The following is a 22,912-nucleotide window of genomic DNA, read 5'->3' as shown; positions in this document are numbered from 1 at the left end:
TGTTCCGGCCAGGCATGAATTCGGGCCACACGCCGGCCGGTGCACCACGGCTCGTATCAGCGCTCGTATCAGCGATTGATACAGGCGTCCGACGCCGGAGCGCCGTCTGAGAGAATTGGCCATGTGATCTCTCGAATCGATCTGCGCGGCGACGCCCTCCCTGAGGGCTCCGCCCTGCGCGACCTGCTGCCCCGAGCCGACTTCGACGTCTCGGCCGCCCTGGAGAAGGTGCGTCCGATCTGCGAGGCCGTGCATCATCGGGGCGACGCGGCGCTGATCGACTACGCGGAGCGGTTCGACGGCGTACGCCTGGAGTCCGTACGGGTTCCCGCGCGGGCCCTCACCGACGCGCTCGACCAGCTCGACCCGGCCGTCCGCGCGGCCCTGGAGGAGTCGATCCGCCGCGCCCGCACCGTCCACCGCGAGCAGCGCCGCACCACGCACACCACCCAGGTGGCCCCCGGCGGCTCGGTCACCGAGAAGTGGGTGCCCGTCGACCGCGTCGGCCTGTACGCGCCCGGCGGCCGGTCCGTCTACCCCTCGTCCGTGATCATGAACGTGGTCCCGGCTCAGGAGGCCGGCGTCGAGTCGATCGCGCTCGCCTCGCCCGCCCAGTCCGACTTCGGAGGGCTGCCGCACCCGACGATCCTGGCCGCCTGCGCGCTGCTCGGGATCGACGAGGTCTACGCGGCCGGCGGCGCGACCGCCGTGGCGATGTTCGCGTACGGCACCGAGTCCTGCGCGTCCGCCGACATGGTCACCGGACCCGGCAACATCTGGGTCGCCGCCGCCAAGCGCTACTTCGCGGGCCGGATCGGCATCGACGCCGAGGCCGGTCCGACCGAGATCGCGATCCTCGCCGACGACACCGCCGACCCGGTGCACGTCGCCTCCGACCTGATCAGCCAGGCCGAGCACGACCCGCTCGCCGCCGCCGTCCTCGTCACCGACTCGGTCGCGCTGGCCGACGCGGTCGCCAAGGAGCTGGAGCCGCAGGTCGCCGCCACCAAGCACGTCGAGGACCGGATCGTCCCGGCGCTGAAGGGCAGGCAGTCCGCGATCGTGCTCGTCGACGGCGTCGAGGAGGGCCTGCGGGTCGTCAACGCGTACGGCGCCGAGCACCTGGAGATCCAGACCGCCGACGCGCTCGCGGTCGCCGACCGGGTCAGGAACGCCGGCGCGGTCTTCGTCGGCCCCTGGGCGCCCGTCTCGCTCGGCGACTACGCGGCCGGCTCCAACCACGTCCTGCCGACCGGCGGCTGCGCCTGCCACTCCTCGGGCCTGTCGGTCCAGTCCTTCCTGCGCGGCATCCACATCGTCGACTACACGCGCGAGGCGCTGGCCGAGGTCGCCCACCACGTGGTGACGCTGGCGGAGGCGGAGGACCTGCCGGCCCACGGCGCCGCGGTCAAGGCCCGGTTCGGCTGGAAGGTGCCCGGCAAGTGAGTACTTTCCGCAACCCCTCGGAGTCCCCCTGGGAGGCTCTCCCCATCCGCGACGAGCTGCGCGGCAAGTCCCCGTACGGCGCGCCCCAACTGGACGTCCCCGTACGGCTGAACACCAACGAGAACCCGTACCCGCTGCCCGAGCCGCTCGTCGAGCGGATCACCGAGCGGGTGCGCGAGGCCGCCCGCGGCCTCAACCGCTACCCCGACCGGGACGCGGTGGAGCTGCGCACCGAACTGGCCGCGTATCTGACGAAGACCGGCAAGCACGTGGTCGGCGTCGACAACATCTGGGCGGCCAACGGCTCGAACGAGGTCATCCAGCAGCTTCTGCAGACCTTCGGCGGGCCCGGTCGCACGGCGATCGGCTTCGAACCGTCGTACTCGATGCACGCCCTGATCTCCCGCGGCACCGGGACGGGATGGATCTCCGGCCCCCGCAACGAGGACTTCACGATCGACCTCACGGCGTCCGTCGAGGCGATCGCCGAGAACAGGCCCGACGTCGTGTTCATCACGACCCCCAACAACCCCACGGGCAACGCGGTTCCGCCCGAGACCGTCCTCGCGCTGTACGAGGCTGCGCAGGCGGCCAGGGCCGCGACCGGCGGGGCGATGGTCGTCGTCGACGAGGCGTACGTCGAGTTCAGTCACGGCGACTCGTTGCTGCCACTGCTCGAAGGACGGCCGAATCTCGTCGTCTCGCGCACCATGTCGAAGGCGTTCGGCGCGGCCGGGCTGCGCCTCGGCTACCTCGCCGCCCACCCGGCGGTCGTGGGCGCCGTCCAGCTCGTACGGCTGCCGTACCACCTGTCGGCCGTCACCCAGGCGACCGCGCTGGCCGCCCTGGAGCACACCGACACACTGCTGGGCTACGTCGAGCAGCTGAAGATCGAACGGGACCGGCTGGTCGCCGAACTGCGCAGGCTCGGCTTCGACGTGACCGAGTCCGACGCCAACTTCGTCCAGTTCGGGCGGTTCGACGGCGAGAACGGCTCGCACGAAGCCTGGCAGCAGATCCTCGACCGGGGCGTCCTGGTCCGGGACAACGGCGTACCGGGCTGGCTGCGGGTCTCCGCCGGCACCCCGGCCGAGAACGACGCGTTCCTCGACGCGGTCCGTGAGTTGCCGAAATCCGCGGGGGCCACCCCCGCACCCCCGAAGGAGCAGAGCGCATGAGCCGCGTAGGCCGTGTCGAACGGATCACCAAGGAGACCTCCGTCGTCGTCGAGATCGATCTCGACGGCAGCGGAAAGGTCGATGTGTCGACAGGCGTCGGCTTCTACGACCACATGCTCGACCAGCTCGGCCGGCACGGTCTGTTCGACCTGACCGTGAAGACCGAGGGCGACCTGCACATCGACTCGCACCACACCATCGAGGACACCGCCCTCGCGCTGGGCGGCGCCTTCAAGCAGGCACTCGGCGACAAGGTGGGCATCTACCGCTTCGGCAACTGCACCGTCCCGCTGGACGAGTCGCTCGCCCAGGTGACCGTCGACCTGTCCGGCCGCCCCTACCTCGTGCACACCGAGCCCGAGAAGATGGCGCCGATGATCGGCGAGTACGACACGACGATGACCCGGCACATCCTGGAGTCCTTCGTCGCACAGGCGCAGATCGCCCTGCACGTGCACGTGCCCTACGGACGCAACGCGCACCACATCGTGGAGTGCCAGTTCAAGGCGCTCGCCAGGGCCCTGCGGTACGCCTCCGAACGCGACCCGCGCGCGGCGGGCATCCTTCCCTCCACGAAGGGCGCGCTGTAAGCCATGAGCGGTCTCTCCACCATCCTGATCGTCGTCGGGCTCTTCCTGCTCGGCGGCATCTACTCCTTCGTCAAGCAGCAGATGCCCAAGAACCTCATCGTGCTGCTGTCCATCGCCGCGGGGATGTGTCTCGTGGCCGGTGTCGTCCGGCTGGAGGTGTGGAATTGAGTACCTCTTCGAAGCGAACCCCTTCGAAGCGAGTGGTCGTCTTCGACTACGGCTTCGGGAACGTCAGGTCCGCCGAACGCGCACTCGCGCGCGCGGGAGCCGAGGTCGAGATAACGCGGGACTTCGACAAAGCCATGAACGCGGACGGGCTGCTGGTGCCGGGCGTCGGCGCCTTCGCCGCCTGTATGCGGGGGCTGAAGGAGGCGCGCGGCGACTGGATCGTCGGCCGCCGTCTCGCCGGCGGCCGCCCGGTCATGGGCATCTGCGTCGGTATGCAGATCCTCTTCGAGCGCGGCATCGAGCACGGCGTCGAGACCGAGGGCCTCGACGAGTGGCCGGGATCGGTCGAGCCGCTCCAGGCTGACATCGTGCCCCACATGGGCTGGAACACCGTCGAGACACCGGCCGGCACCCAGCTCTTCGCCGGCCTCGACGCGGACGCGCGCTTCTACTTCGTCCACTCGTACGCCGTCCACGACTGGTCCCTGGAGACCGTGAACCCGGCGATGCGCTCACCGCTCGTCACCTGGTCCACGCACGGCAAGCCCTTCGTGGCGGCCGTCGAGAACGGCGCTCTGTGGGCCACCCAGTTCCACCCCGAGAAGTCCGGCGACGCCGGAGCGCAGCTGCTCACCAACTGGATCGGAACCCTGTAGACCATGGCCAAGCTCGAACTCCTCCCAGCCGTCGACGTCCGTGACGGCCAGGCCGTCCGGCTCGTGCACGGTGAGTCCGGTACGGAGACCTCGTACGGTTCTCCCCTGGACGCGGCCCTTGCCTGGCAGCGGTCGGGCGCCGAGTGGCTGCACCTGGTGGACTTGGACGCCGCGTTCGGCACGGGCGACAACCGCGCGCTGATCGCCGAGGTCGCCGGCGCCATGGACATCAAGGTGGAGCTGTCCGGCGGCATCCGCGACGACGACACGCTCGACGCGGCCCTCGCCACCGGCTGCACCCGGGTGAACCTCGGCACCGCCGCCCTGGAGACCCCCGAATGGGTCGCCAAGGTCATCGCCGAGCACGGCGACAAGATCGCGGTCGGCCTCGACGTACGCGGCACCACCCTGCGCGGCCGCGGCTGGACCCGTGACGGCGGCGACCTCTACGAGACGCTGGAGCGCCTCGACAAGGAGGGCTGCGCGCGGTACGTCGTCACGGACATCGCCAAGGACGGCACACTCCAGGGCCCGAACCTGGAGCTCCTGAAGAACGTCTGCGCGGCCACCGACCGACCCGTGATCGCCTCCGGAGGCGTGTCCTCGCTGGACGACCTCCGTGCCATCGCCGCGCTCGTGCCCCTCGGCGTCGAGGGCTCGATCGTCGGAAAGGCTCTGTACGCCAAGGCGTTCACCTTGGAAGAGGCGCTGGCGGCGGTGGCCGAATGAGCGCCGTACGACGCGTCACGACCGGCGCGCCCTGGGAGGAGGCCTTCGGCTGCTCCCGCGCGGTGGAGCTGCCGAACGGCCTGGTGCTGGTCTCCGGCTGCACCTCCGTGGTGGACGGCCAGATCGCCGGGGGCGACCCGTACGAGCAGGCGGTCAACTCGTTCAACGTCGCGCTGGCGGCCCTGAAGCAGCTGGGCCTCGGCCGCGAGCACGTCGTCCGTACGCGCATGTACGTCACGCACTCCAGGGACGTGGAGGACATCGGGCGCGCCCACAAGGAACTGTTCGAGTCGGTCCGCCCCGCGGCATCGATGATCATCGTCTCCGGTTTCGTGGACCCCGGTCTGGTGGTCGAGGTCGAGGTGGAGGCGTACCGAGAGGCGCCCGAGTCATGACGCTGGCCGTACGAGTCATCCCCTGCCTGGACGTCGACAACGGCCGGGTCGTCAAGGGCGTCAACTTCCAGAACCTGCGCGATGCGGGCGACCCCGTCGAGATGGCCAAGGTGTACGACGCCGAGGGCGCCGACGAGCTGACGTTCCTGGACATCACCGCGTCCTCCGGTAACCGCGAGACCACCTACGACGTGGTGCGCCGCACCGCCGAGCAGGTGTTCATCCCGCTCACGGTGGGCGGGGGCGTGCGCACCGCGGAGGACGTCGACAAGCTGCTGCGGGCCGGCGCGGACAAGGTCGGCGTGAACACCGCCGCCATCGCCCGCCCCGTCCTCATCCGGGAGATCGCGGAGCGGTTCGGACGGCAGGTACTGGTCCTGTCGGTGGACGCGCGCCGTACCTCCGACGGCTCCTTCGAGGTGACCACCCACGGCGGCCGCAAGGGCACCGGCATCGACGCCGTCGAGTGGGCGCACCGGGCCGCGGAACTGGGCGCGGGCGAGATCCTGCTCAACTCGATGGACGCCGACGGCACCAAGGACGGCTACGACCTGGAGATGATCCGGGCCGTACGGAAGCACGTCACGGTGCCGGTCATCGCCTCCGGCGGCGCGGGCCGGCTGGCCGACTTCGCACCGGCCGTCACCGCAGGCGCGGACGCCGTGCTCGCCGCCTCCGTCTTCCACTTCGGCGACCTGCGGATCGGCCAGGTGAAGCAGTCACTGCGCGAGGCGGGACACCCTGTGCGGTGACGTCCCGATGACGCCGTCCCGCTGAGACGCTGTACCGCCGAGGAGAACAAGTTGTGCAGTTTTTATTGCGCAACTTTTCCTTCGTATCTACGGTGTTGTCATGAGCGGCACGGAGAACCTCCCGATCACGGACCTGGGCACCCTCAAAGCCCTGGCCCACCCGCTGCGGATGCAGCTGTACCGGGGCCTGTGCGTGGCCCGCACCGCCACCGCTTCCCACCTCGCCGAGCAGGTCGACGAAGCGGTCTCACTGGTCAGCTACCACCTGCGCAAGCTCGCCGAGCACGGGCTGATCGAGGCGGCCGAGCCGCAGAGCGGGGACGCCCGTGAGCGCTGGTGGCAACCCTCCTCGCAGGGGGTGAGCATCAGGGACAAGGACTTCCGGGACGCACCGGAGAGGGCGGCCGCGCACCTGGCCGCCACCAGGCTCTTCCACCAGCAGCGGACCGACATGTACCGCCGCCACCTCGACGAGCGCCTCACCTGGGGCGCCGAGTGGAACTCCGCCGCGCCCGACAACGAGTCGCTGCTGCGGCTGACCGCCGGAGAACTGGCCGAGCTCAGCGCGGAGCTGCTCGCCCTCGCCAAGAAGTACGACGAGAAGGGGCGTGCCGCGGAGGCGGCCGGCGCCACCGAGGGGCGCGAGAACGTGGCGCTGCACGTGTACGGATTCCCGTTCCGCCCTTGAGATTCCGCCTTTGAGGGTTCGCGGGCCCGTGTCCGCGTGACCGAGTCCAGGTGCCCTGCCCCGCGCTCCGGAGAGGCCATCGACGTGACCGTCACCCCCGCGATCTCCGAACCCGCACCGCCGGCCGGGGAACGCCCCGCCCACCGTGACCCGAACGTCCTGCGCTGGCTCGGCGCGTACGCCTCCTCGGCGATGGGCGACAACGTCTACTACGTGGCGCTGTCCTGGGCCGCCGTGCAGTCCGGTACCCCCTCGCAGGCCGGCCTGGTGATGGCCCTGAGCGCGGCGCCGCGTGCCCTGCTCATGCTGGGAGGGGGAGTGATCGCCGACCGTTTCGGTCCGCGTCGCGTCCTGATCGCCAGCAACGGTGTGCGGTGCGCGGCGGTGGTCGCCGTCGCCCTCCTGCTGCTGGTGAGCAGCCCCGGCCTGTGGCTGCTCGGGCTGCTCGCCCTGGTCTTCGGTGTGGTCGACGCCGTGCTCATGCCGGCGCTGGGGGCGTTGCCGGCCCGGCTCACCGCCCGCGGTCAGCTCGCCCGTGTGCAGGGCATGCGCGGAATGGCGGGCCGTCTCGCCAACGTCGTGGGCGCCCCGCTCGGAGGCCTCGGCGTGGCCCTCGGCGGTGCGGCGGCCGCCTTCGGCGCGGCGGCACTGCTGTTCACGATCTCGCTGCCGCTGCTGACGGCCGTACGGATGGGACCGCGGCCGTCGCCGCAAGAGTGGCCCGCCGCCGGGGGAGAGGCCACGGGGCACGGGCCGCCCGCCGGACCGGAACTGCCCGCCGGACAGGAGCTGCCGGGTCGGCCGACGGCGGCGCGGGAACTGCGGGACGGGTTGCACCACATCCGGCGAAACCCTGTCCTCGCCCGTCTCATCGTGGTCATCGCGCTGACCGACCTGGGCTTCGTGGGACCGCTGAACGTCGGACTGACCCTGCTCGCGGACGAGCGCGGCTGGGGTGCCCCGGGGATGGGCTGGGTGCTGGCCGGCTTCGGGGCCGGCGCGGGGACGATGTCCCTGCTGCTGACCGTGCGGGGGCGGGTGCCACGGGCGGGGCTGGCGCTGTCCGTGGCGATCGCGGTCGGGGCCGGTGCGATCGGGGCGCTCGCGTACGTGCCGACGGTCGCCGCCGCCGTCGGCGTGGCGCTGGCCGTCGGGCTGCTCGCCGGGCTGAGCGGGGCGTTGTGCGGGGCGCTGCTGCAGACCGAGTCGGATCCCGCCTACATCGGCCGGGTCACCTCCGTGTCGAGCCTCTTCAGCCTCGGGCTCGCCCCCCTCACCTTCCCGGTGACCGGGGCGGCGATCGCGCTGTGGGGGACCGGGCCCGTCTTCGCCGCCAGTGCGGGTGTGTGCGCTCTCGGCGGGATACTCGGCCTGTGCTCCCGGCCGTTGCGGCGCGCGGAACTTCCCCGGTAGGGGACCGGGAGGCCACCCGCGCACTCAAGGGCTCAGGGGCGCGGGTTCTCGTGGCCGGTCTACAGCCCGAGCTGCTTCGCCTCCTGGAGCCTGGCGATCGCGTCCTTGTCGCCGTCCATCTCCACATCGGCCGCGTTCTGGCGGCCATGGGCGAAGAGGACCAGCTCGGCGGGCTCGCCGGTGACCGTCACCACGGGGGTGCCCCGGTGCGCGACGGCCGTCTGGCCGTCCGGGCGGCGCAGGACCAGGCCGGTCGGCGCGCCGCGGCCCATCAGACGGGCCGACCGTTCGAGACGGGACCACAGGGCGTCCTGGAAGACCGAGTCGAGTACGCGCGGAACCCAGTCGGGCCGGGCACGGCGGACGTCCTCGGTGTGGACGTAGAACTCGGTCGCGTTCGCCGCCTCGTCGATCTGCTTGAGGGAGAACGGCGAGAAGCGCGGCGGTCCCGTACGGATCAGCTGGATCAGCTCCTCGTACGGCTTCGCGGCGAACTCCGCGATCACCCGCTCCAGACGCGGCGCGAGCTGCTTGATCAGGAGACCGCCGGCGGCGTCCGGGCGGCGCTCGCGCACCACGACGTGGGCGGCGAGTTCACGGGTGTTCCAGCCCTCGCACAGAGTGGGGGCGTCCGGTCCCTCGGCCTCCAACAGATCGGCGAGGAGAAGTCGTTCACGCTTGGCATGGGTCGACATGTCTGCCAGCCTACGACCGTCTCCGCGGTCCGCCCACTTCTGCGGGCCACGGATCTCGCGTCAAGACGTTCCGGAGCCGAAAAGAACTACGTACGGCAAAGAACTACGTACGGCCGTGGACGACGCTCTCATCCAGTGGACGCCGTCCGGGTACGGGCGACCGGCGCGGCACAATGGTCGGCATGACCAGCACGCCCACGCCCAGCAGGCCCAGCGGCCTGGATCCCGAGATCGCCGCACGCCTCAGGCGCAGCGCCGACGGGCTCGTACCCGCCATCGCCCAGCAGTACGACACCGGTGAGGTGCTGATGCTGGGCTGGATGGACGACGAGGCGCTGCACCGCACCCTGACGACCGGCCGGTGCACCTACTGGTCGCGCAGCCGCCAGGAGTACTGGGTCAAGGGCGACACCTCCGGCCACTTCCAGTGGGTCAGGTCCGTCGCCCTCGACTGCGACGCCGACACCGTGCTGGTCAAGGTCGACCAGGTCGGTGCCGCCTGCCACACCGGCGACCGCACCTGCTTCGACGCCGACGTGCTGGTCACGGAAAAGGCCGGGGACGCCGATTCCGGCGTACCGGCCGTGGATCAGTAAGGTCAGCCGCCATGGACCTCGAGACCTTCCGCAAGCTGGCCACCGACCGGCGTGTCATCCCCGTCAGCCGCAAGCTCCTCGCGGACGGCGACACGCCCGTCGCGCTCTACCGCAAGCTCGCCGCCGAGCGCCCCGGCACCTTCCTCCTGGAGTCCGCGGAGAACGGCCGTACCTCCATCACCTGGTCCCGCTACTCCTTCGTGGGCGTCCGCTCGGCCGCCACCCTCACCGAGCGCGACGGCCAGGCGCACTGGCTGGGCACCCCGCCCGTCGGAGTCCCCGCCGACGGCGACCCCCTCGCGGCCCTGCGCGCCACCATCGAGACCCTCCACACCCCGCACGACCTCGCCCATGACCAGGCACTTCCCCCGTTCACGGGCGGCATGGTCGGCTACCTCGGCTACGACGTCGTGCGCCGCCTGGAGAAGATCGGCCCCGGCGAGCGCGACGACCTGAAACTGCCCGAACTGACCATGCTGCTCACCAGCGACCTCGCGGTCATGGACCACTGGGACGGCTCGGTCCTCCTGATCGCCAACGCGATCAACCACAACGACCTCGACACGGGCGTCGACGAGGCCTACAACGACGCCGTGGCCCGCCTCGACGCCATGGAGGCGGACCTCTCGCGGCCCGTCTCGCAGCCACCGGCGGCGCTCCCTCCGTCCGAACTCCCGGAGTACACCGCGCTGTGGGGCGGCCCCGACTACCAGGTCGCCGTCGAGGACATCAAGGAGCGCATCCGGGCCGGCGAGGCCTTCCAGGTCGTCCCCTCCCAGCGCTTCGAGACGCCCTGCACGGCGAGCGCCCTGGACGTGTACAGGGTCCTGCGGGCGACCAACCCCTCCCCGTACATGTACCTCTTCCGCTTCGACGACTTCGACGTCGTGGGATCCTCCCCGGAGGCCCTGGTCAAGGTCGAGGACGGGCAGGCGATGGTCCACCCCATCGCGGGCACCCGGCCGCGTGGCGCCACCGTCCAGGAGGACCAGGCCCTCGCCGACGAGCTGCTCGCCGACCCCAAGGAGCGCGCCGAGCACCTGATGCTCGTCGACCTGGGGCGCAACGACCTGGGGCGGGTCTGCGCACCCGGCTCCGTGGAGGTCGTCGACTTCATGTCCATCGAGCGCTACTCGCACGTCATGCACATCGTGTCGACGGTCACCGGCAACGTCGCCGAGGGGCGTACGGCCTTCGACGTACTGACCGCCTGTTTCCCCGCGGGCACCCTCTCCGGCGCCCCCAAGCCCCGCGCGATGCAGATCATCGACGAACTGGAGCCCTCACGGCGCGGCCTGTACGGCGGCTGCGTCGGCTACCTCGACTTCGCGGGCGACTCGGACACCGCCATCGCGATCCGGACGGCCCTGCTCCGGGACGGCACGGCGTACGTGCAGGCCGGCGCCGGAGTCGTCGCCGACTCGGACCCCGTCGCCGAGGACACCGAGTGCCGCAACAAGGCGGCGGCGGTCCTGCGCGCGGTCCACACGGCCAACCGGCTGGGATAGTGCCAACCGGCCGGGACCGGCCGGGACAGCGGGGCGCGCGCCGATTCGGAGGCTGCGAACCGGACATACGGGCCCAGTGCGACGCGGCTCACGTGTACCCGGGTGACGGTTCGCCCGGAGTTCAGGCGATAGTGGGGTACGTGACTGCTGTACCGCACCCCCGATCCGAAGCCCCCGGACCCGCCCGGTCCGGCCGCCGAAGCCTCGCCGTCGCCCTGCTGTCCGGCGCGCTCGGCGCGGCCGTCGTGCTGCTCGCCACCCGGCGTGGCTGGTCGGACGGCACCGCGACCGTCGCCGGTGGCGACTTCCCGCTGAGCGCCGTGGGCAACGACGTCACGGGCGTCCCCGCCTCCCTGGCGATAGTGGGACTCGCCTCACTCGTCGCCGTGTTCGCCGTCCGCCGCGCCGGCCGCTTCCTGGTCGCCGGGCTCCTCGCGCTCTCCGGCGCGGGCACCATCGCCTCGGCGCTCCTCGGTCTCTCCGACAGCTCCGCGCTCGACGAGAAGGCCGCCCAGGCCACCGGTGACACGTCCGCGACCGTAGACACCATGACCCACACCGCCTGGCCGTACGTGGCCGCCGTGGGCGGTCTGCTGCTCCTCGTCGCGGGCCTCCTCGCCCTGCGCTACGGCCGGCTCTGGCCGACCATGTCGGGGCGGTACGAGCGTGACGGCACGCCACGCCCGCGCAGGACCCGGGCCCCGGTGGACCCGGACCGCCCGGAGGAGATCTGGAAGGCTCTGGACCGGGGCGAGGACCCCACCGGCGCGTAGGCGTTCCGCGCGCCCCTGATGGGGCCACCCCCGGCTCTCGGCAGGTCCGCGGGTGCGGGACAATGGGCGGCGAGCGTCCGACTCAGCCACACACAGCACGTACTTACACACAGCAACGAGGAGCAAGTCATGGCGGGCAGCAGCCACGGTCACACCCCGGCCGCCTGGACCGGTGTCATCATCGCCGTCATCGGTTTCTGCGTCTCCGGTGCCTTCATGGTCATGGCCAGCCCGCTGGGCTTCTGGGCCGGCCTGGTCATCGTCGCCCTCGGTGGCGTGGTCGGTATGGTCATGAGCGCGGCGGGCCTCGGCCAGGCGAAGCGCACGAACCCGGCCCACCAGGCGGCGTCGGCCGAGAGCTGACCCGAACGGCACCACGGCACCACGGCTTCACCGGAGGCGGGTCCGGCTCTTCGCGCGCCGGGCGCGCCTCCAGCCGTGTGCGGCATTCACCGCGGCACGGCAGAATGCGACGGGTGAACGCCGAATCTCAGAGGGTGACGCCCGCTCCCGGGTCCCTGTCACGACGGCTCGTCGTACCCGGCGGGATCCTCGCGGCCGTCGTCGGCGCCTTCGCGTACGTGGGAAGCGTCGACCCCAATGAACCAGGGCACTACCCCGCCTGCCCGCTGCTCCGGTACACAGGCGTGTACTGCCCGGGCTGCGGCGGGCTGCGCAGCGCGTACGCCGTCGTGCACGGTGACCTGGGAACGGCCCTCGGGGCCAACGCGGTCGCCGTGCTCGGCTATCTGGTCTTCGCCGTGGTGTGGACCGTCTGGGTGGTCCGCTCGGTCCGGGGGCGGCCGGTGCGCGTCGATCCCGGGCCGCCCCTGCTGTGGACGACGGGCGCGCTGCTGCTGGTCTTCACCGTTGTCCGGAACCTGCCGTTCGGTGGCTGGCTCCACCCTTGATCAACAGGGGAAAGTCCAGGTAGTGGGACCGGCGTCAACCGGATGTGAGGCCTGAGCCTTCCTCCGGATATCATCGCAGTGACCACCGGTTTCATCCGATGCGACGGATCCCGGTCAACCGCAGAACTGCTTCAGCCGTTCACCGTCAGGAAGGGGGCCGCTCGCGTGAGTGTGCTCGACGAGATCATCGACGGAGTCCGTGCCGACCTCGCGGAGCGGCAGGCGCGCGTCAGCCTCGACGAGCTCAAGGAGCGCGCCGCGAAGGCCCGGCCTGCCAAGGACGGCGTCGCGGCCCTGCGCGGCGACGGCGTCAAGGTCATCTGCGAGGTCAAGCGCTCCAGCCCGTCCAAGGGCGCCCTCGCCGCGATCGCCGACCCCGCCGCCCTCGCCGCGGACTACGAGGCGGGCGGTGCGGCCGTCATCTCCGTACTCACCGAGCAGCGCCGCTTCGGCGGATCGCTGGCCGACCTGGAGACCGTGCGGGCCCGGGTCGACATCCCGGTGCTGCGCAAGGACTTCATCGTCACGTCGTACCAGCTGTGGGAGGCCCGGGCGTACGGCGCCGACCTCGCGCTGCTCATCGTGGCCGCCCTCGACCAGCCCGCCCTGGAGTCCCTCATCGAGCGGGCCGAGTCCATCGGACTCACGCCGATCGTCGAGGTGCACGACGAGGACGAGGTCGACCGGGCGGTGGAAGCCGGGGCGAAGGTCATCGGCGTCAACGCGCGCAACCTCAAGGACCTCAAGGTCGACCGCGGCACCTTCGAGCGCATCGCACCCGAGATTCCCGCCCACATCGTGAAGATCGCGGAGTCCGGTGTCCGTGGCCCGCACGACCTCATCGCGTACGCCAACGCGGGCGCCGACGCCGTACTGGTCGGTGAGTCCCTGGTGACCGGCCGGGACCCGAAGACCGCCGTCTCGGACCTGGTCGCGGCCGGCGCGCACCCCGCGCTGCGGCACGGACGGGGCTGACACCCCGGATGCACGCCGACCGTTCCCCAGTGCCGCGACAGGCCGCGGCACCGGCCGAGACCATCCGTCCGGGCTCCCGCCCCGACGGTGGTCCGGCGGGTGTGCGGTCCGCCGCCGCGCTGCCTTCGGTGGCCCGCGGCCCTTACGCCCGCCTCGCCCGTGGCTGCCGTCCGCGAGGCTGCCGCGCGCCCGCCCGGCGCGTACACGGGCGCAGGGTGCGGTACGTCATCGGGGACGAGCCCGGCCAGGTGAACGGCATGCGATGGCGCCGGCGCGAGTCACCCGCGGTGAACTGAGCCGCTTCTCGTGAACGCCGCTTCTCGTGAACACCGAGTGGGTTGTCGTCGCCCGGCCATGAGTGGGTCCGGGCCGGTTCGGCACCGCCGGTCCGCGCCGTTCGGCGTGTTCGCCGTCGCGACAGCGATGCTGTGCGGGCGGCGGGACGAGACCGACCGCCCGTCGAAGGTGACACGCAACCGTGACCCCATTCCGACCATCCCCGGGGCCGACGCCCCTGCGAGGTAGCCGTATGTCCAGCGAGTTCTTCATTCCTGACCCGGAGGGTCACGTTCCGAATGCCGAGGGGTACTTCGGCGCGTTCGGCGGCAAGTTCATCCCGGAGGCGCTGGTCGCCGCCGTGGACGAGGTCGCCGTCGAGTACGACAAGGCCAAGTCCGACCCCGGGTTCGCCCGGGAACTGGACGACCTGCTCGTCCACTACACCGGCCGGCCCAGCTCCCTCACCGAGGTCCCGCGCTTCGCCGAACACGCCGGTGGCGCCCGGGTGTTCCTGAAGAGGGAGGACCTCAACCACACCGGGTCCCACAAGATCAACAACGTGCTCGGTCAGGCCCTGCTCACCAGGCGCATGGGCAAGACCCGCGTCATCGCCGAGACCGGCGCGGGCCAGCACGGCGTCGCCACCGCCACCGCCTGCGCGCTGTTCGGCCTCGAATGCACCATCTACATGGGCGAGATCGACACCCAGCGCCAGGCTCTGAACGTGGCCCGGATGCGCATGCTCGGCGCCGAGGTCATCGCCGTGAAGTCCGGCAGCCGCACCCTGAAGGACGCCATCAACGAGGCGTTCCGCGACTGGGTCGCCAACGTCGACCGCACCCACTACCTGTTCGGCACGGTCGCGGGCCCGCACCCCTTCCCGGCGATGGTCCGCGACTTCCACCGCGTCATCGGCGTCGAGGCCCGGCGGCAGATCCTGGAGCGCGCCGGCCGCCTCCCCGACGCCGCCGTCGCCTGCGTGGGCGGCGGCTCCAACGCCATCGGCCTCTTCCACGCCTTCATCCCGGACGCGGACGTCCGCCTCATCGGCTGCGAGCCCGCCGGGCACGGCATCGAGACCGGCGAGCACGCGGCCACGCTGACGGCCGGCGAGCCCGGCATCCTGCACGGCTCCAGGTCGTACGTCCTCCAGGACGACGAGGGCCAGATCACCGAGCCGTACTCGATCTCGGCCGGCCTGGACTACCCGGGCATCGGCCCCGAGCACGCCTACCTCAAGGACAGCGGCCGCGGCGAGTACCGGGCCGTCACCGACGACGCGGCCATGCAGGCCCTGCTCCTGCTCTCCCGCACCGAGGGCATCATCCCGGCGATCGAGAGCGCCCACGCGCTCGCCGGAGCCCTGGAGGTCGGCAAGGAGCTCGGCCCGGACGGGCTGATCGTCGTCAACCTCTCCGGCCGCGGGGACAAGGACATGGACACGGCCGCCCGCTACTTCGGTCTGTACGACACCGAGGCGGACGCCGTCGTCGAGGCGGACGCCGACAGCGACCACGCCGAGATCGAAGGGGACGCCAAGTGAGCGGCAACGTCGGACTGCTGAACGACACTCTCGCCGGGGCGAAGGCGCAGGGGCGGTCCGCCCTCATCGCGTACCTCCCGGCCGGCTTCCCGACCGTCGACGGCGGGATCGCGGCCGTCAAGGCCGTCTTCGAGGGCGGCGCGGACGTCGTCGAGGTGGGGCTGCCGCACAGCGACCCCGTCCTCGACGGGCCGGTCATCCAGACCGCCGACGACATCGCCCTGCGCGGCGGCGTCAGGATCGCGGACGTGATGCGGACGGTCCGCGAGGCGTACGAGGCGACCGGCAAGCCCGTGCTCGTGATGACGTACTGGAACCCGATCGACCGCTACGGCGTCGAGCGCTTCACCGCGGAGCTGGCCGAGGCGGGCGGGGCCGGGTGCATCCTGCCCGACCTCCCAGTCCAGGAGTCGGCGCTGTGGAGGGAACACGCCGGGAAGCACGGCCTCGCGACCGTCTTCGTCGTCGCGCCCAGCAGCAAGGACGCCCGGCTCGCCGACATCACCGCGGCGGGTTCCGGTTTCGTGTACGCGGCCTCGCTGATGGGTGTCACCGGCACCCGCGAGTCCGTGGGCAACCAGGCGCAGGACCTCGTCCGGCGCACCAAGGCCACCACCGACCTCCCGGTCTGTGTCGGCCTCGGCGTCTCGAACGCCGTGCAGGCACGCGAGGTCGCCGGCTTCGCCGACGGCGTCATCGTCGGCTCGGCCTTCGTGAAGCTGATGCTGGACGCCCCCGACGAGGCCGCGGGCCTCGACGCGGTGCGCGCTCTCGCCGCGGACCTCGCGATCGGCGTGCGCACCACGGCGTAGTGGCCGGTTCGCTGATGCAGTGACCGGTTCGCTCACTCGAACGGGTGGACCTGGGGCCGGGGAGGCGCGGTGCGCCTCCCCGGTTCGTTCTGCGGGATGTGAGCGAGAAGAACCGTGACGGAAAGCGCACCGCCCGCGAGCGGCTGGCGGAAGAGCGAGACAAGCAGAGGACGGCGGAGAAGCGCCGCCGGGTGCTGGTCGTGGGCGGAGCAGTCGTCTGCGTGCTGGCCCTGGCCGGAGTGATCGGCGTGCTGGCCGCCAACTCCGGCAACGACGAAAAGGACAAAGCGGATACCGCGGGTCCGCTGACGACCCCCTCGGGGGCCAAGGGCGACGACAGCCTCGCCCTCCCGGTCGGCAAGGAGAGCACCGGATCGACCCTCACCGTATGGGAAGACTTCCGCTGCCCGGCCTGCAAGAGCTTCGAGGACGGCTACCGCTCGACGATCCATGAGCTGACGGACGCCGGACAGCTGAAGGTCGAGTACCACCTCGCGACCCTGATCGACGGGAACATGGGAGGCAGCGGCTCCCTGCACGCCGCCAACGCCGCGGCATGCGCCCAGGACGCCGGGAAGTTCCCCGCGTACCACGACGTCCTGTTCGAGAACCAGCCCGCCGAGACGGACGACTCGTACGCGAAGAACAGCAAGCTGATCGAGCTGGCCGGCAGGGTCGACGGGCTCACCACCGACACCTTCAGGAAGTGCGTCGACGACGGCACGCACAACAGCTGGGTCGCGAAGTCCCAGAAGGCCTTCCAGAGCGGCGGCTTCACCGGCACGCCGACGGTCCTGCTGAACGGGAAGAACATCTACCAGGACCGGACGATGACCCCGGCCAAGCTGAAGCAGATGGTGCGGCAGGCCGACAAGGCGTGAACCCGGTCTTGTTATGGACCCGTAGCCAGGGCGGGTTGCCGTACGTGCCGTCCGGCAGGGTAGCGTCGACTCCGCCATGGAAATTGCCTACATCCCCAGCCCGTCGCGCGGAGTATACGAACTATTCGGCGTCATTCCGCTGCGCGGCTACGCGTTCTGCATCATCATCGGCGTCTTCGTAGCCGTCTGGCTCGGCAACAAGCGGTGGATCGCGCGCGGGGGCCGACCAGGCACCGTGGCGGACATCGCCGTGTGGGCCGTGCCGTTCGGCCTCGTCGGCGGGCGGCTGTACCACGTCATCACCGACTACCAGCTGTACTTCAGCGAGGGTCAGGACTGGGTCGACGCCTTCAAGATCTGGGAGGGCGGCCTCGGTATCTGGGGGGCCATCGCGCTCGGCGGGGTGGGCGCCTGGATCGGCTGCCGCCGACGTGGCATCCCGCTCCCGGCGTGGGCCGACGCCCTCGCCCCCGGCATCGCCCTCGCGCAGGCCTGCGGCCGCTGGGGCAACTGGTTCAACCAGGAGCTGTACGGCCGCGAGACGGACCTGCCCTGGGCGCTGCACATCACGTCCGTGACGGACGGCCGCGAGCCCGGCTACTACCACCCGACGTTCCTGTACGAGTCGCTGTGGTGCATCGGTGTCGCGGCCCTCGTGATCTGGGCCGACCGCCGCTTCAAGCTCGGGCACGGGCGCGCCTTCGCGCTGTATGTCGCGGCGTACTGCGTAGGCCGCTTCTGGATCGAGTACATGCGTGTCGACGAGGCCCACCACTTCCTGGGCCTGCGTCTGAACGGCTGGACCTCGATCGTGGTCTTCGTCTTCGCCGTGCTCTACATCGTGCTGTCGGTCCGCCGCAGGCCGGGCCGCGAAGAGGTCGTCGAGCCGGGCGCCCCTGACGAGGACACCGACGGGAACGCCGACGGGGATATCGATGAGGACGGCGCCGCGGTGGCGCTGGACAAGAAGCCCGAGGACAAGAAGTCCGGAGACGAGAAGGCTGAGAAGTCCGGGGACAAGAAGTCCGGGGACAAGAAGTCCGAGGACAAGAAGCCCGTGAGCAGGAAGTCCGGGGACAAGAAGTCAGAGGACGAGAAGTCAGAGGCCGAGTCGGCCAAGAAGTCCTGATCTTCGCGGGTACGTGGAAGGGGGCGCCCCAAGCTCTTGGGGCGCCCCCTTCCACGTACCCGCCCCCCTAACCGCGGCGGGCCAGCGCCAGTGTGCGGTGGGCCCCTGCCACCACCGCCGTGTCGATGAAGCGGCCGTCGGGGAGGGCCTGAGCGCCGGAGTGGGCGGCTGCCGCCTCGATGACCGACTCGGCCGTTTCGATCTCCTCCGGGGTCGGGAGGTAGGCGGCCTCGATCACGGGAAGCTGACGGGGGTGGATGGCCGCGCGGCCGAAGAAGCCCAGGGCACGGCCGTGGGCGCAGGACGCGGCCAGTCCGGCGAGGTCGCGTACATCGGGGTGGACGGACTGGGGCGGTGGGGCGAGGCCCGCCGCCCGGGCGGCCAGGACCACTCGGGAGCGCGGCCAGTCGAGGCCCGCGTCGTCGCGTACTCCGAGGTCGGCGCGGAGGTCGGCCTCGCCGAGCGCGATGCCGAGCAGGGCGGGATGGGCCGTGGCGATGGCGTAGGCGTGCTCGACGGCCAGGGCCGATTCCAGCAGGGCGTACAGGGGGAGGTGCGGAGCGCTTTCCGCCGTGCGGCGAACCTGGGCGGGGGACGAGACCTTCGGCAGCCGCAGGCCCGCGAGGGCCGGGAGCGCGGCGAGGATGTGCAGATCGGCCGTGGACTCCGGGCTGTCGAGGGCGTTGACGCGGACGTGGACCGGGACCGGGGGCGGCTCGGAGAGGAGGTCCGCGGTGGCGGCGCGGGCGTACTCCTTGCGGTCGGGGGCGACCGCGTCCTCCAGGTCGACGACGACCACGTCGGCGCGGGCAGCCAGGGCCTTCGCCATCACCTCGGGGCGATCGCCGGGAACATACAGCCAGGTGAGCGGGACGGCTCTGGTGGCCGCGGTGGTCGCGGTGGCTGCCGTAACTCCCGTGGCTCCCGTGGTCACAGGGCGCCCTCCGCCCGGAGTTTGGCGATCTCGTCGTCCGTCAGGCCGAGTTCGCCCAGGACCGCGTCCGTGTCGGCGCCGTGCGGGCGGCCGGCCCAGCGGATCCCGCCGGGGGTGTCGGTGAGGCGGAACAGGACGTTCTGCATACGCAGCGGGCCCAGTTCGGGATCGTCGACGGTGGTGATCGAGTCGAGGGCCGCGTACTGCGGATCCTCCATGACATCGCGTACGTCCTGGACGGGAGCCACCGCGGCCTCCGCCTTCTCGAAGGCGTCGATGACGTCGGCGCGGCTGTGACGGGCGATCCAGGTGCCGACCGCCTCGTCGAGGACATCGGTGTGGCGGGCCCGGTCCGCGCCCGTGGCGAACCACGGTTCGGTGATCAGCTCGGGTCGGCCGACCAACCGCATCACGCGTTCGGCGACCGACTGGGCCGACGTCGAGACGGCGACCCAGGTGCCGTCGGCGGTGCGGTAGGTGTTGCGCGGCGCGTTGTTCTGGGAGCGGTTCCCGGTGCGGGGCTGGACATGGCCCAACTGGTCGTACCAGAGCGGCTGCGGGCCGAGGACCGTGAGGATCGGCTCGATGATCGCCATGTCCACGACCTGCCCGCGGCCCGTGCGGTCGCGGGCCGCCAGAGCCGTCATCACCGCGTACGCCGTGGCCAGGCCCGCGATGGAGTCGGCGAGGCCGAAGGGCGGCAGGGTCGGTGGGGCGTCCCGTTCACCGGTGATGGCGGCGAACCCGCTCATCGCCTCGGCGAGTGTGCCGAAGCCGGGGCGGCGCGAGTACGGCCCGAACTGGCCGAAGCCGGTGACCCGGGCGAGCACCAGGCGGGGGTTCGCGGCCGAGAGCTCCTCCCAGCCGAGGTCCCACTTCTCCAGGGTGCCCGGCCGGAAGTTCTCGATGATCACGTCGGCGGAGGCGGCGAGGCGCAGCAGGGTGCCGCGTCCGCCGAACGTGGAGAGGTCCAGGGTCATGGTGCGTTTGTTGCGGCCGAGGAGTTTCCACCAGAGGCCGATGCCGTCCTTCGACGGGCCGTGGCCGCGGGACGGGTCCGGTCTGCGGGGGTGCTCGACCTTGACGACCTCCGCGCCGAAGTCGCCGAGCATCGTCGCGGCGAGAGGGCCGGCGAAGAGGGTCGCGAGGTCGAGGACGCGGAGGCCGTCGAGGGGGGCCGGGGCGGTCGCGGCAGCGGTGGTGGGGGTCATGGGTGCGGGGCCTCCGAGTGGCTGGGGCGGGCCGCCCGCGCGGTGTCCGGCCAGATGTCCGGTCGGTCAGCCGGTCGGACGGTAAGCCGGACGGTCGGTCGGGCGTTCAGTTGGACGGTCGGTCGGGCGTTCAGCTGGGCTGTCAGGTGGGCGAGGGTGTCGAAGCCGGTTCCGTCGAAGTCGCCGACCGAGGTGGCCAGGCGGTTCTTCAGGGGGGTCGTCCAGCGGGACGGGAGCGCCTCCGGGCGGCCCGCGAGCAGGCCCGCGATCGAGCCGGCCGTCGCGCCGTTCGAGTCGGTGTCCCAGCCGCCCGACACGGCACGGCAGATGGAGGCCGTGAAGTCGCCGTCCGCGTGGGTGAGGGCGGCGGCGAGCAGGGCGGTGTTGGGGATGGCGTGCACCCAGTGGTACGAGGAGTGGGTGGCGTGCAGTTCGTCCACGACCCGGTCGAAGTCACGCTCTTCGGCGGCCAGTTGAACGGCATGGCGGACGGCCCCGGCGAGGCGGGAGCCGGGGGGTACGACGGCGAGACCCGTACGGAGACAGGTGTGGATGTCGCCGGTGCCGGTGGCCGCCTCGGCGATGACGGCCGCCGTGAACATCGCCGCGTAGACGCCGTTGGCGGTGTGGGTGAGGGTGGCGTCCCGGTGTACCTGTTCCGCGGCGGTCGCGGGGCAGCCGGGGTTGGTCCAGCCGTGGACGTCCGCGCGGATCAGCGCGCCGATCCATTCGCGGAACGGGTTGCGGTGACGGGCCGTGTGCGGGGGTTCGACTCCGTCGAGCAGGTTGCGGTACGCGACGCGTTCCGCGGTGAACGTACGGCCTGCGGGGAGTTCGTCCAGCCAGAGACGGGCCACGTCCGTGGTGGTGAAGTGCCGGCCGTGGCGCTGCATCAGCAGAAGGTTCAGCAGGGGGTAGTTGAGGTCGTCGTCCTCCGGCATGCCGTCGATGTTCTCGGCGAGGGAGGTGAGGGCGGAGCGGCGGTTCCAGGGGAACTCGGCCTTGAGTCCGGGCGGCAGGCCCTGCTCCGTGAACCAGGTGGTGAGGGGCCAGTTGCCGGTGGCCCGGGCGAGTCGGCGGATGCCGTCGAGGGGGAGTTTCTCCACCGGCTTGCCCAGGAGACAGCCCGCTGCCCTGCCCAGCCAGGCGGCCTCCAGGCGGCGGCGGAGGACGGCGGCCGGTGTCGTGGGTCGGCCGCCGGGGCCGCCCCGCGCGGGCCAGTCGGGACACAGAGCCCGGATCCCGGACAGGTCCGTCGGTTCCTTGTCCGCCAACCCGCTCGGCAGATCCGCCAGTTCGTCCAGGAGGTCCTGGGCCAGGGCGCGCAGATAGGGGGAGGCCGGGGTCTGCGACGCGCCCGCTCGAAGCGGGGCGTCCGGGCCGCCGGCCGTCCGCCAGCGGGTCGCGACGGCCGACGGCTCGCGGCCGTCCTGCCTCGCCTGGCGCAGTTCGTGGCCGAGCAGGTCCTCCGGCTGGACCCAGGTCAGACGCAGAGGGGTCATGACAGCTCCGCGTACGCCGTCTCGTGGGCGCGGCGGCGGGTGACGTCGCGCGCGAAGATCTCACGGGTCACCTCCGTGAGCGTCCTCGCGGGAGCCCGCAGGTCCAGGCGGCTGGACTCGGCGACCGTCTTGGCCCAGCCCGCCGGGACCGGCGAACCCAGGGCGCCCGCGAGGGCGCCGGACATCGTGGCGATGGAGTCGCAGTCACGGCCGTAGTTCACCGACCCGAGCACCGTGTGCCGGTAGTCGCCGCGGGCGACCAGCAACATGGCGAGGGCCACCGGCAGTTCCTCGATGGAGTGGATGCGCGAGGGGCGCCGGGCGCCCAGGGACGGGCTCCGGTAGTCGGGGCCGACCGTGTCGTACGGGGCGACCGCCTCGCGCAGGGGGCGCAGCGCCGACTCGAAGTCCGAGTACCGCGTGGCCGTGTCGCAGACCGTCTCGATGGCGGCCCGCGTGCCGTCCTTCGCCACGGCGAGGCAGGCCCCGACCACCGAGTCCGGGGTGGCGCCCGGGGCGCAGGCCGCCGCCACGGCCGCCGCGAAGACACCCGCCGCCTCGCGCCCGTACGACGACTGGTGGGCGCCCGCGATGTCGAGGGCCTCGGCGTACGCGCCCGCCGGGTTCGCCACGTTGACCAGGCCGACCGGGGTCATGTACATCGCGGCACCGCAGTTGACGATGTTGCCGGTGCCGGCCTCGCGGGGGTCCACGTGACCGTAGTGGATGCGGGCCACCAGCCACTTCTCGGCGAGGAAGATCCGTTGGAGGGGGAGGGCTTCCGCCTCCAGTTCCGGGATCCAGCGGGGCGTCGTCATCAGGTCGGGCACCAGGTGCCCGGCGACGGCGTACGCGTCGAGATGGTCGCGGACCGTCGCGTACACCCGTACCAGCGCGTGGGTCATCAGGGTGTCGTCGGTGACGTGTCCGTCGCCTTTGTGGAAGGGGGCGAGGGGGCGTGCGGTGCGCCAGTCGTCGCCGTGCCAGGGGCCGACGACGCCATGAACGCGTCCGCCGTGACGTTCGATGATCTGGTCGGGGGAGTAGCCCTCCACGGGGCCGCCGAGTGCGTCGCCGACGGCGGCTCCGACGAGGGCTCCGGTGATCCGTTCGTCGAGGGTTCCCGTTTCTTCGTTTTTGGGCGTCAT

At 71.6% G+C, this 22,912-nt stretch carries 26 protein-coding genes; 21 read left to right on the top strand and 5 right to left on the bottom strand.

Annotated elements, in window-relative coordinates; translation table 11 throughout:
* Positions 1 to 123: 123 nt before the first annotated feature.
* From hisD to AB0D14_RS02760, 10 genes are all read left to right on the top strand, one after another.
* Positions 124 to 1,446: a histidinol dehydrogenase gene (gene hisD / locus AB0D14_RS02805; protein ID WP_362773674.1), complete on the top strand. Its 1,323-nt coding sequence runs from the start codon at positions 124 to 126 to the stop codon at positions 1,444 to 1,446.
* A complete protein-coding gene (locus tag AB0D14_RS02800; protein WP_362773671.1) occupies positions 1,443 to 2,624 on the top strand; it encodes a histidinol-phosphate transaminase in 1,182 nt (393 codons plus the stop codon). The genes hisD and AB0D14_RS02800 overlap by 4 nt, the downstream gene beginning before the upstream one ends.
* Positions 2,621 to 3,214 (top strand): imidazoleglycerol-phosphate dehydratase HisB, encoded by a 594-nt coding sequence (hisB, locus tag AB0D14_RS02795; protein ID WP_107017516.1) that lies wholly within the window; start codon positions 2,621 to 2,623, stop codon positions 3,212 to 3,214. Before AB0D14_RS02800 ends, hisB begins: the two co-directional genes overlap by 4 nt.
* Before the next feature lie 3 nt (positions 3,215 to 3,217).
* Positions 3,218 to 3,382, top strand: a complete 165-nt coding sequence (locus tag AB0D14_RS02790) for a hypothetical protein (protein WP_362773668.1) — start codon at positions 3,218 to 3,220, stop codon at positions 3,380 to 3,382.
* The gene (gene hisH, locus AB0D14_RS02785) at positions 3,373 to 4,038 is read left to right on the top strand and encodes an imidazole glycerol phosphate synthase subunit HisH (protein WP_362773665.1); all 666 of its coding nucleotides are present in this window, start codon (positions 3,373 to 3,375) and stop codon (positions 4,036 to 4,038) included. Before AB0D14_RS02790 ends, hisH begins: the two co-directional genes overlap by 10 nt.
* Positions 4,039 to 4,041: 3 nt before the next feature.
* Entirely contained in the window at positions 4,042 to 4,767 is a 726-nt protein-coding gene (gene priA / locus AB0D14_RS02780) for a bifunctional 1-(5-phosphoribosyl)-5-((5-phosphoribosylamino)methylideneamino)imidazole-4-carboxamide isomerase/phosphoribosylanthranilate isomerase PriA (RefSeq protein ID WP_362773662.1), read from the top strand.
* Positions 4,764 to 5,162 carry a RidA family protein gene (locus tag AB0D14_RS02775; RefSeq protein ID WP_362773659.1) on the top strand — a complete coding sequence of 133 codons (399 nt, stop codon included), beginning with the start codon at positions 4,764 to 4,766 and terminating at the stop codon, positions 5,160 to 5,162. The genes priA and AB0D14_RS02775 overlap by 4 nt, the downstream gene beginning before the upstream one ends.
* Entirely contained in the window at positions 5,159 to 5,914 is a 756-nt protein-coding gene (gene hisF, locus AB0D14_RS02770) for an imidazole glycerol phosphate synthase subunit HisF (RefSeq protein ID WP_362773656.1), read from the top strand. Before AB0D14_RS02775 ends, hisF begins: the two co-directional genes overlap by 4 nt.
* A 100-nt stretch (positions 5,915 to 6,014) precedes the next feature.
* A complete protein-coding gene (locus tag AB0D14_RS02765; protein WP_362773653.1) occupies positions 6,015 to 6,602 on the top strand; it encodes a helix-turn-helix domain-containing protein in 588 nt (195 codons plus the stop codon).
* Positions 6,603 to 6,686: 84 nt separating this feature from the next.
* Positions 6,687 to 8,015 (top strand): MFS transporter, encoded by a 1,329-nt coding sequence (locus AB0D14_RS02760; RefSeq protein ID WP_362773928.1) that lies wholly within the window; start codon positions 6,687 to 6,689, stop codon positions 8,013 to 8,015.
* Between the two features lie 59 nt (positions 8,016 to 8,074).
* On the opposite strand, the gene AB0D14_RS02755 is transcribed toward AB0D14_RS02760, so the two are convergent.
* A complete protein-coding gene (locus tag AB0D14_RS02755) occupies positions 8,075 to 8,710 on the bottom strand; it encodes a TIGR03085 family metal-binding protein (RefSeq protein ID WP_362773650.1) in 636 nt (211 codons plus the stop codon).
* Between the two features lie 182 nt (positions 8,711 to 8,892).
* On the opposite strand from AB0D14_RS02755, the gene hisI reads away from it, so the two are divergent.
* From hisI to lgt, 11 genes are all read left to right on the top strand, one after another.
* Positions 8,893 to 9,306, top strand: coding sequence for a phosphoribosyl-AMP cyclohydrolase (hisI, locus tag AB0D14_RS02750; protein WP_362773647.1), 414 nt, complete (start codon positions 8,893 to 8,895; stop codon positions 9,304 to 9,306).
* A gap of 11 nt (positions 9,307 to 9,317) precedes the next feature.
* Positions 9,318 to 10,814, top strand: coding sequence for an anthranilate synthase component I (locus AB0D14_RS02745; protein ID WP_362773644.1), 1,497 nt, complete (start codon positions 9,318 to 9,320; stop codon positions 10,812 to 10,814).
* 131 nt (positions 10,815 to 10,945) lie between these two features.
* Positions 10,946 to 11,587 carry a TIGR02234 family membrane protein gene (locus AB0D14_RS02740; protein WP_362773641.1) on the top strand — a complete coding sequence of 214 codons (642 nt, stop codon included), beginning with the start codon at positions 10,946 to 10,948 and terminating at the stop codon, positions 11,585 to 11,587.
* A 129-nt stretch (positions 11,588 to 11,716) separates the two neighbouring features.
* Positions 11,717 to 11,950, top strand: coding sequence for an HGxxPAAW family protein (locus AB0D14_RS02735; protein WP_362773638.1), 234 nt, complete (start codon positions 11,717 to 11,719; stop codon positions 11,948 to 11,950).
* Positions 11,951 to 12,054: 104 nt separating this feature from the next.
* Entirely contained in the window at positions 12,055 to 12,498 is a 444-nt protein-coding gene (locus tag AB0D14_RS02730; protein ID WP_362773635.1) for a DUF2752 domain-containing protein, read from the top strand.
* Positions 12,499 to 12,663: 165 nt separating this feature from the next.
* On the top strand, positions 12,664 to 13,473 hold the full coding sequence (gene trpC, locus AB0D14_RS02725) for an indole-3-glycerol phosphate synthase TrpC (RefSeq protein WP_362773633.1): 810 nt from the start codon (positions 12,664 to 12,666) through the stop codon (positions 13,471 to 13,473).
* A 101-nt stretch (positions 13,474 to 13,574) separates the two neighbouring features.
* Entirely contained in the window at positions 13,575 to 13,769 is a 195-nt protein-coding gene (locus tag AB0D14_RS02720; RefSeq protein WP_362773925.1) for a hypothetical protein, read from the top strand.
* A gap of 233 nt (positions 13,770 to 14,002) precedes the next feature.
* Entirely contained in the window at positions 14,003 to 15,295 is a 1,293-nt protein-coding gene (gene trpB, locus AB0D14_RS02715; protein WP_362773630.1) for a tryptophan synthase subunit beta, read from the top strand.
* Complete coding sequence (gene trpA, locus AB0D14_RS02710; RefSeq protein WP_362773627.1) at positions 15,292 to 16,107, top strand: tryptophan synthase subunit alpha; 816 nt, start codon at positions 15,292 to 15,294, stop codon at positions 16,105 to 16,107. Before trpB ends, trpA begins: the two co-directional genes overlap by 4 nt.
* 98 nt (positions 16,108 to 16,205) lie before the next feature.
* Positions 16,206 to 16,988, top strand: coding sequence for a thioredoxin domain-containing protein (locus tag AB0D14_RS02705; RefSeq protein ID WP_362773624.1), 783 nt, complete (start codon positions 16,206 to 16,208; stop codon positions 16,986 to 16,988).
* A 76-nt stretch (positions 16,989 to 17,064) separates the two neighbouring features.
* Complete coding sequence (gene lgt / locus AB0D14_RS02700; RefSeq protein ID WP_362773622.1) at positions 17,065 to 18,117, top strand: prolipoprotein diacylglyceryl transferase; 1,053 nt, start codon at positions 17,065 to 17,067, stop codon at positions 18,115 to 18,117.
* Positions 18,118 to 18,184: 67 nt separating this feature from the next.
* Here the strand turns inward: lgt and AB0D14_RS02695 are convergent, their stop codons facing one another.
* The 4 genes from AB0D14_RS02695 to AB0D14_RS02680 all read right to left on the bottom strand — a co-directional run bounded on the left by AB0D14_RS02695 (position 18,185) and on the right by AB0D14_RS02680 (position 22,912).
* The gene (locus AB0D14_RS02695; protein WP_362773922.1) at positions 18,185 to 18,976 is read right to left on the bottom strand and encodes an aldolase/citrate lyase family protein; all 792 of its coding nucleotides are present in this window, start codon (positions 18,974 to 18,976) and stop codon (positions 18,185 to 18,187) included.
* A gap of 71 nt (positions 18,977 to 19,047) precedes the next feature.
* The gene (locus AB0D14_RS02690; RefSeq protein WP_362773619.1) at positions 19,048 to 20,262 is read right to left on the bottom strand and encodes a CoA transferase; all 1,215 of its coding nucleotides are present in this window, start codon (positions 20,260 to 20,262) and stop codon (positions 19,048 to 19,050) included.
* Positions 20,259 to 21,764, bottom strand: a complete 1,506-nt coding sequence (locus AB0D14_RS02685) for an ADP-ribosylglycohydrolase family protein (RefSeq protein ID WP_362773616.1) — start codon at positions 21,762 to 21,764, stop codon at positions 20,259 to 20,261. Before AB0D14_RS02685 ends, AB0D14_RS02690 begins: the two co-directional genes overlap by 4 nt.
* Positions 21,761 to 22,912, bottom strand: coding sequence for an ADP-ribosylglycohydrolase family protein (locus AB0D14_RS02680; protein WP_362773613.1), 1,152 nt, complete (start codon positions 22,910 to 22,912; stop codon positions 21,761 to 21,763). Before AB0D14_RS02680 ends, AB0D14_RS02685 begins: the two co-directional genes overlap by 4 nt.

The sequence above is a fragment of the Streptomyces sp. NPDC048484 genome (assembly GCF_040651415.1).
In the GTDB taxonomy this organism is placed as follows: Bacteria; Actinomycetota; Actinomycetes; order Streptomycetales; family Streptomycetaceae; genus Streptomyces.
The sequence above is the reverse complement of the archived record's forward strand: the minus strand, read 5'-3'. Positions and strand labels throughout refer to the sequence as shown.

Bases quoted from the DNA above. Each gene is read 5' to 3' on its own strand.
- AB0D14_RS02685 (WP_362773616.1), bottom strand. From the start codon at position 21,764: ATGACCCCTCTGCGTCTGACCTGGGTCCAGCCGGAGGACCTGCTCGGC.
- trpB (WP_362773630.1), top strand. From the start codon at position 14,003: ATGTCCAGCGAGTTCTTCATTCCTGACCCGGAGGGTCACGTTCCGAAT.
- AB0D14_RS02755 (WP_362773650.1), bottom strand. From the start codon at position 8,710: ATGTCGACCCATGCCAAGCGTGAACGACTTCTCCTCGCCGATCTGTTG.
- AB0D14_RS02690 (WP_362773619.1), bottom strand. From the start codon at position 20,262: ATGACCCCCACCACCGCTGCCGCGACCGCCCCGGCCCCCCTCGACGGC.
- AB0D14_RS02745 (WP_362773644.1), top strand. From the start codon at position 9,318: ATGGACCTCGAGACCTTCCGCAAGCTGGCCACCGACCGGCGTGTCATC.
- lgt (WP_362773622.1), top strand. From the start codon at position 17,065: ATGGAAATTGCCTACATCCCCAGCCCGTCGCGCGGAGTATACGAACTA.
- AB0D14_RS02765 (WP_362773653.1), top strand. From the start codon at position 6,015: ATGAGCGGCACGGAGAACCTCCCGATCACGGACCTGGGCACCCTCAAA.
- priA (WP_362773662.1), top strand. From the start codon at position 4,042: ATGGCCAAGCTCGAACTCCTCCCAGCCGTCGACGTCCGTGACGGCCAG.
- AB0D14_RS02735 (WP_362773638.1), top strand. From the start codon at position 11,717: ATGGCGGGCAGCAGCCACGGTCACACCCCGGCCGCCTGGACCGGTGTC.
- hisI (WP_362773647.1), top strand. From the start codon at position 8,893: ATGACCAGCACGCCCACGCCCAGCAGGCCCAGCGGCCTGGATCCCGAG.
- hisB (WP_107017516.1), top strand. From the start codon at position 2,621: ATGAGCCGCGTAGGCCGTGTCGAACGGATCACCAAGGAGACCTCCGTC.
- AB0D14_RS02680 (WP_362773613.1), bottom strand. From the start codon at position 22,912: ATGACGCCCAAAAACGAAGAAACGGGAACCCTCGACGAACGGATCACC.
- hisF (WP_362773656.1), top strand. From the start codon at position 5,159: ATGACGCTGGCCGTACGAGTCATCCCCTGCCTGGACGTCGACAACGGC.
- AB0D14_RS02730 (WP_362773635.1), top strand. From the start codon at position 12,055: ATGCGACGGGTGAACGCCGAATCTCAGAGGGTGACGCCCGCTCCCGGG.
- AB0D14_RS02790 (WP_362773668.1), top strand. From the start codon at position 3,218: ATGAGCGGTCTCTCCACCATCCTGATCGTCGTCGGGCTCTTCCTGCTC.
- AB0D14_RS02775 (WP_362773659.1), top strand. From the start codon at position 4,764: ATGAGCGCCGTACGACGCGTCACGACCGGCGCGCCCTGGGAGGAGGCC.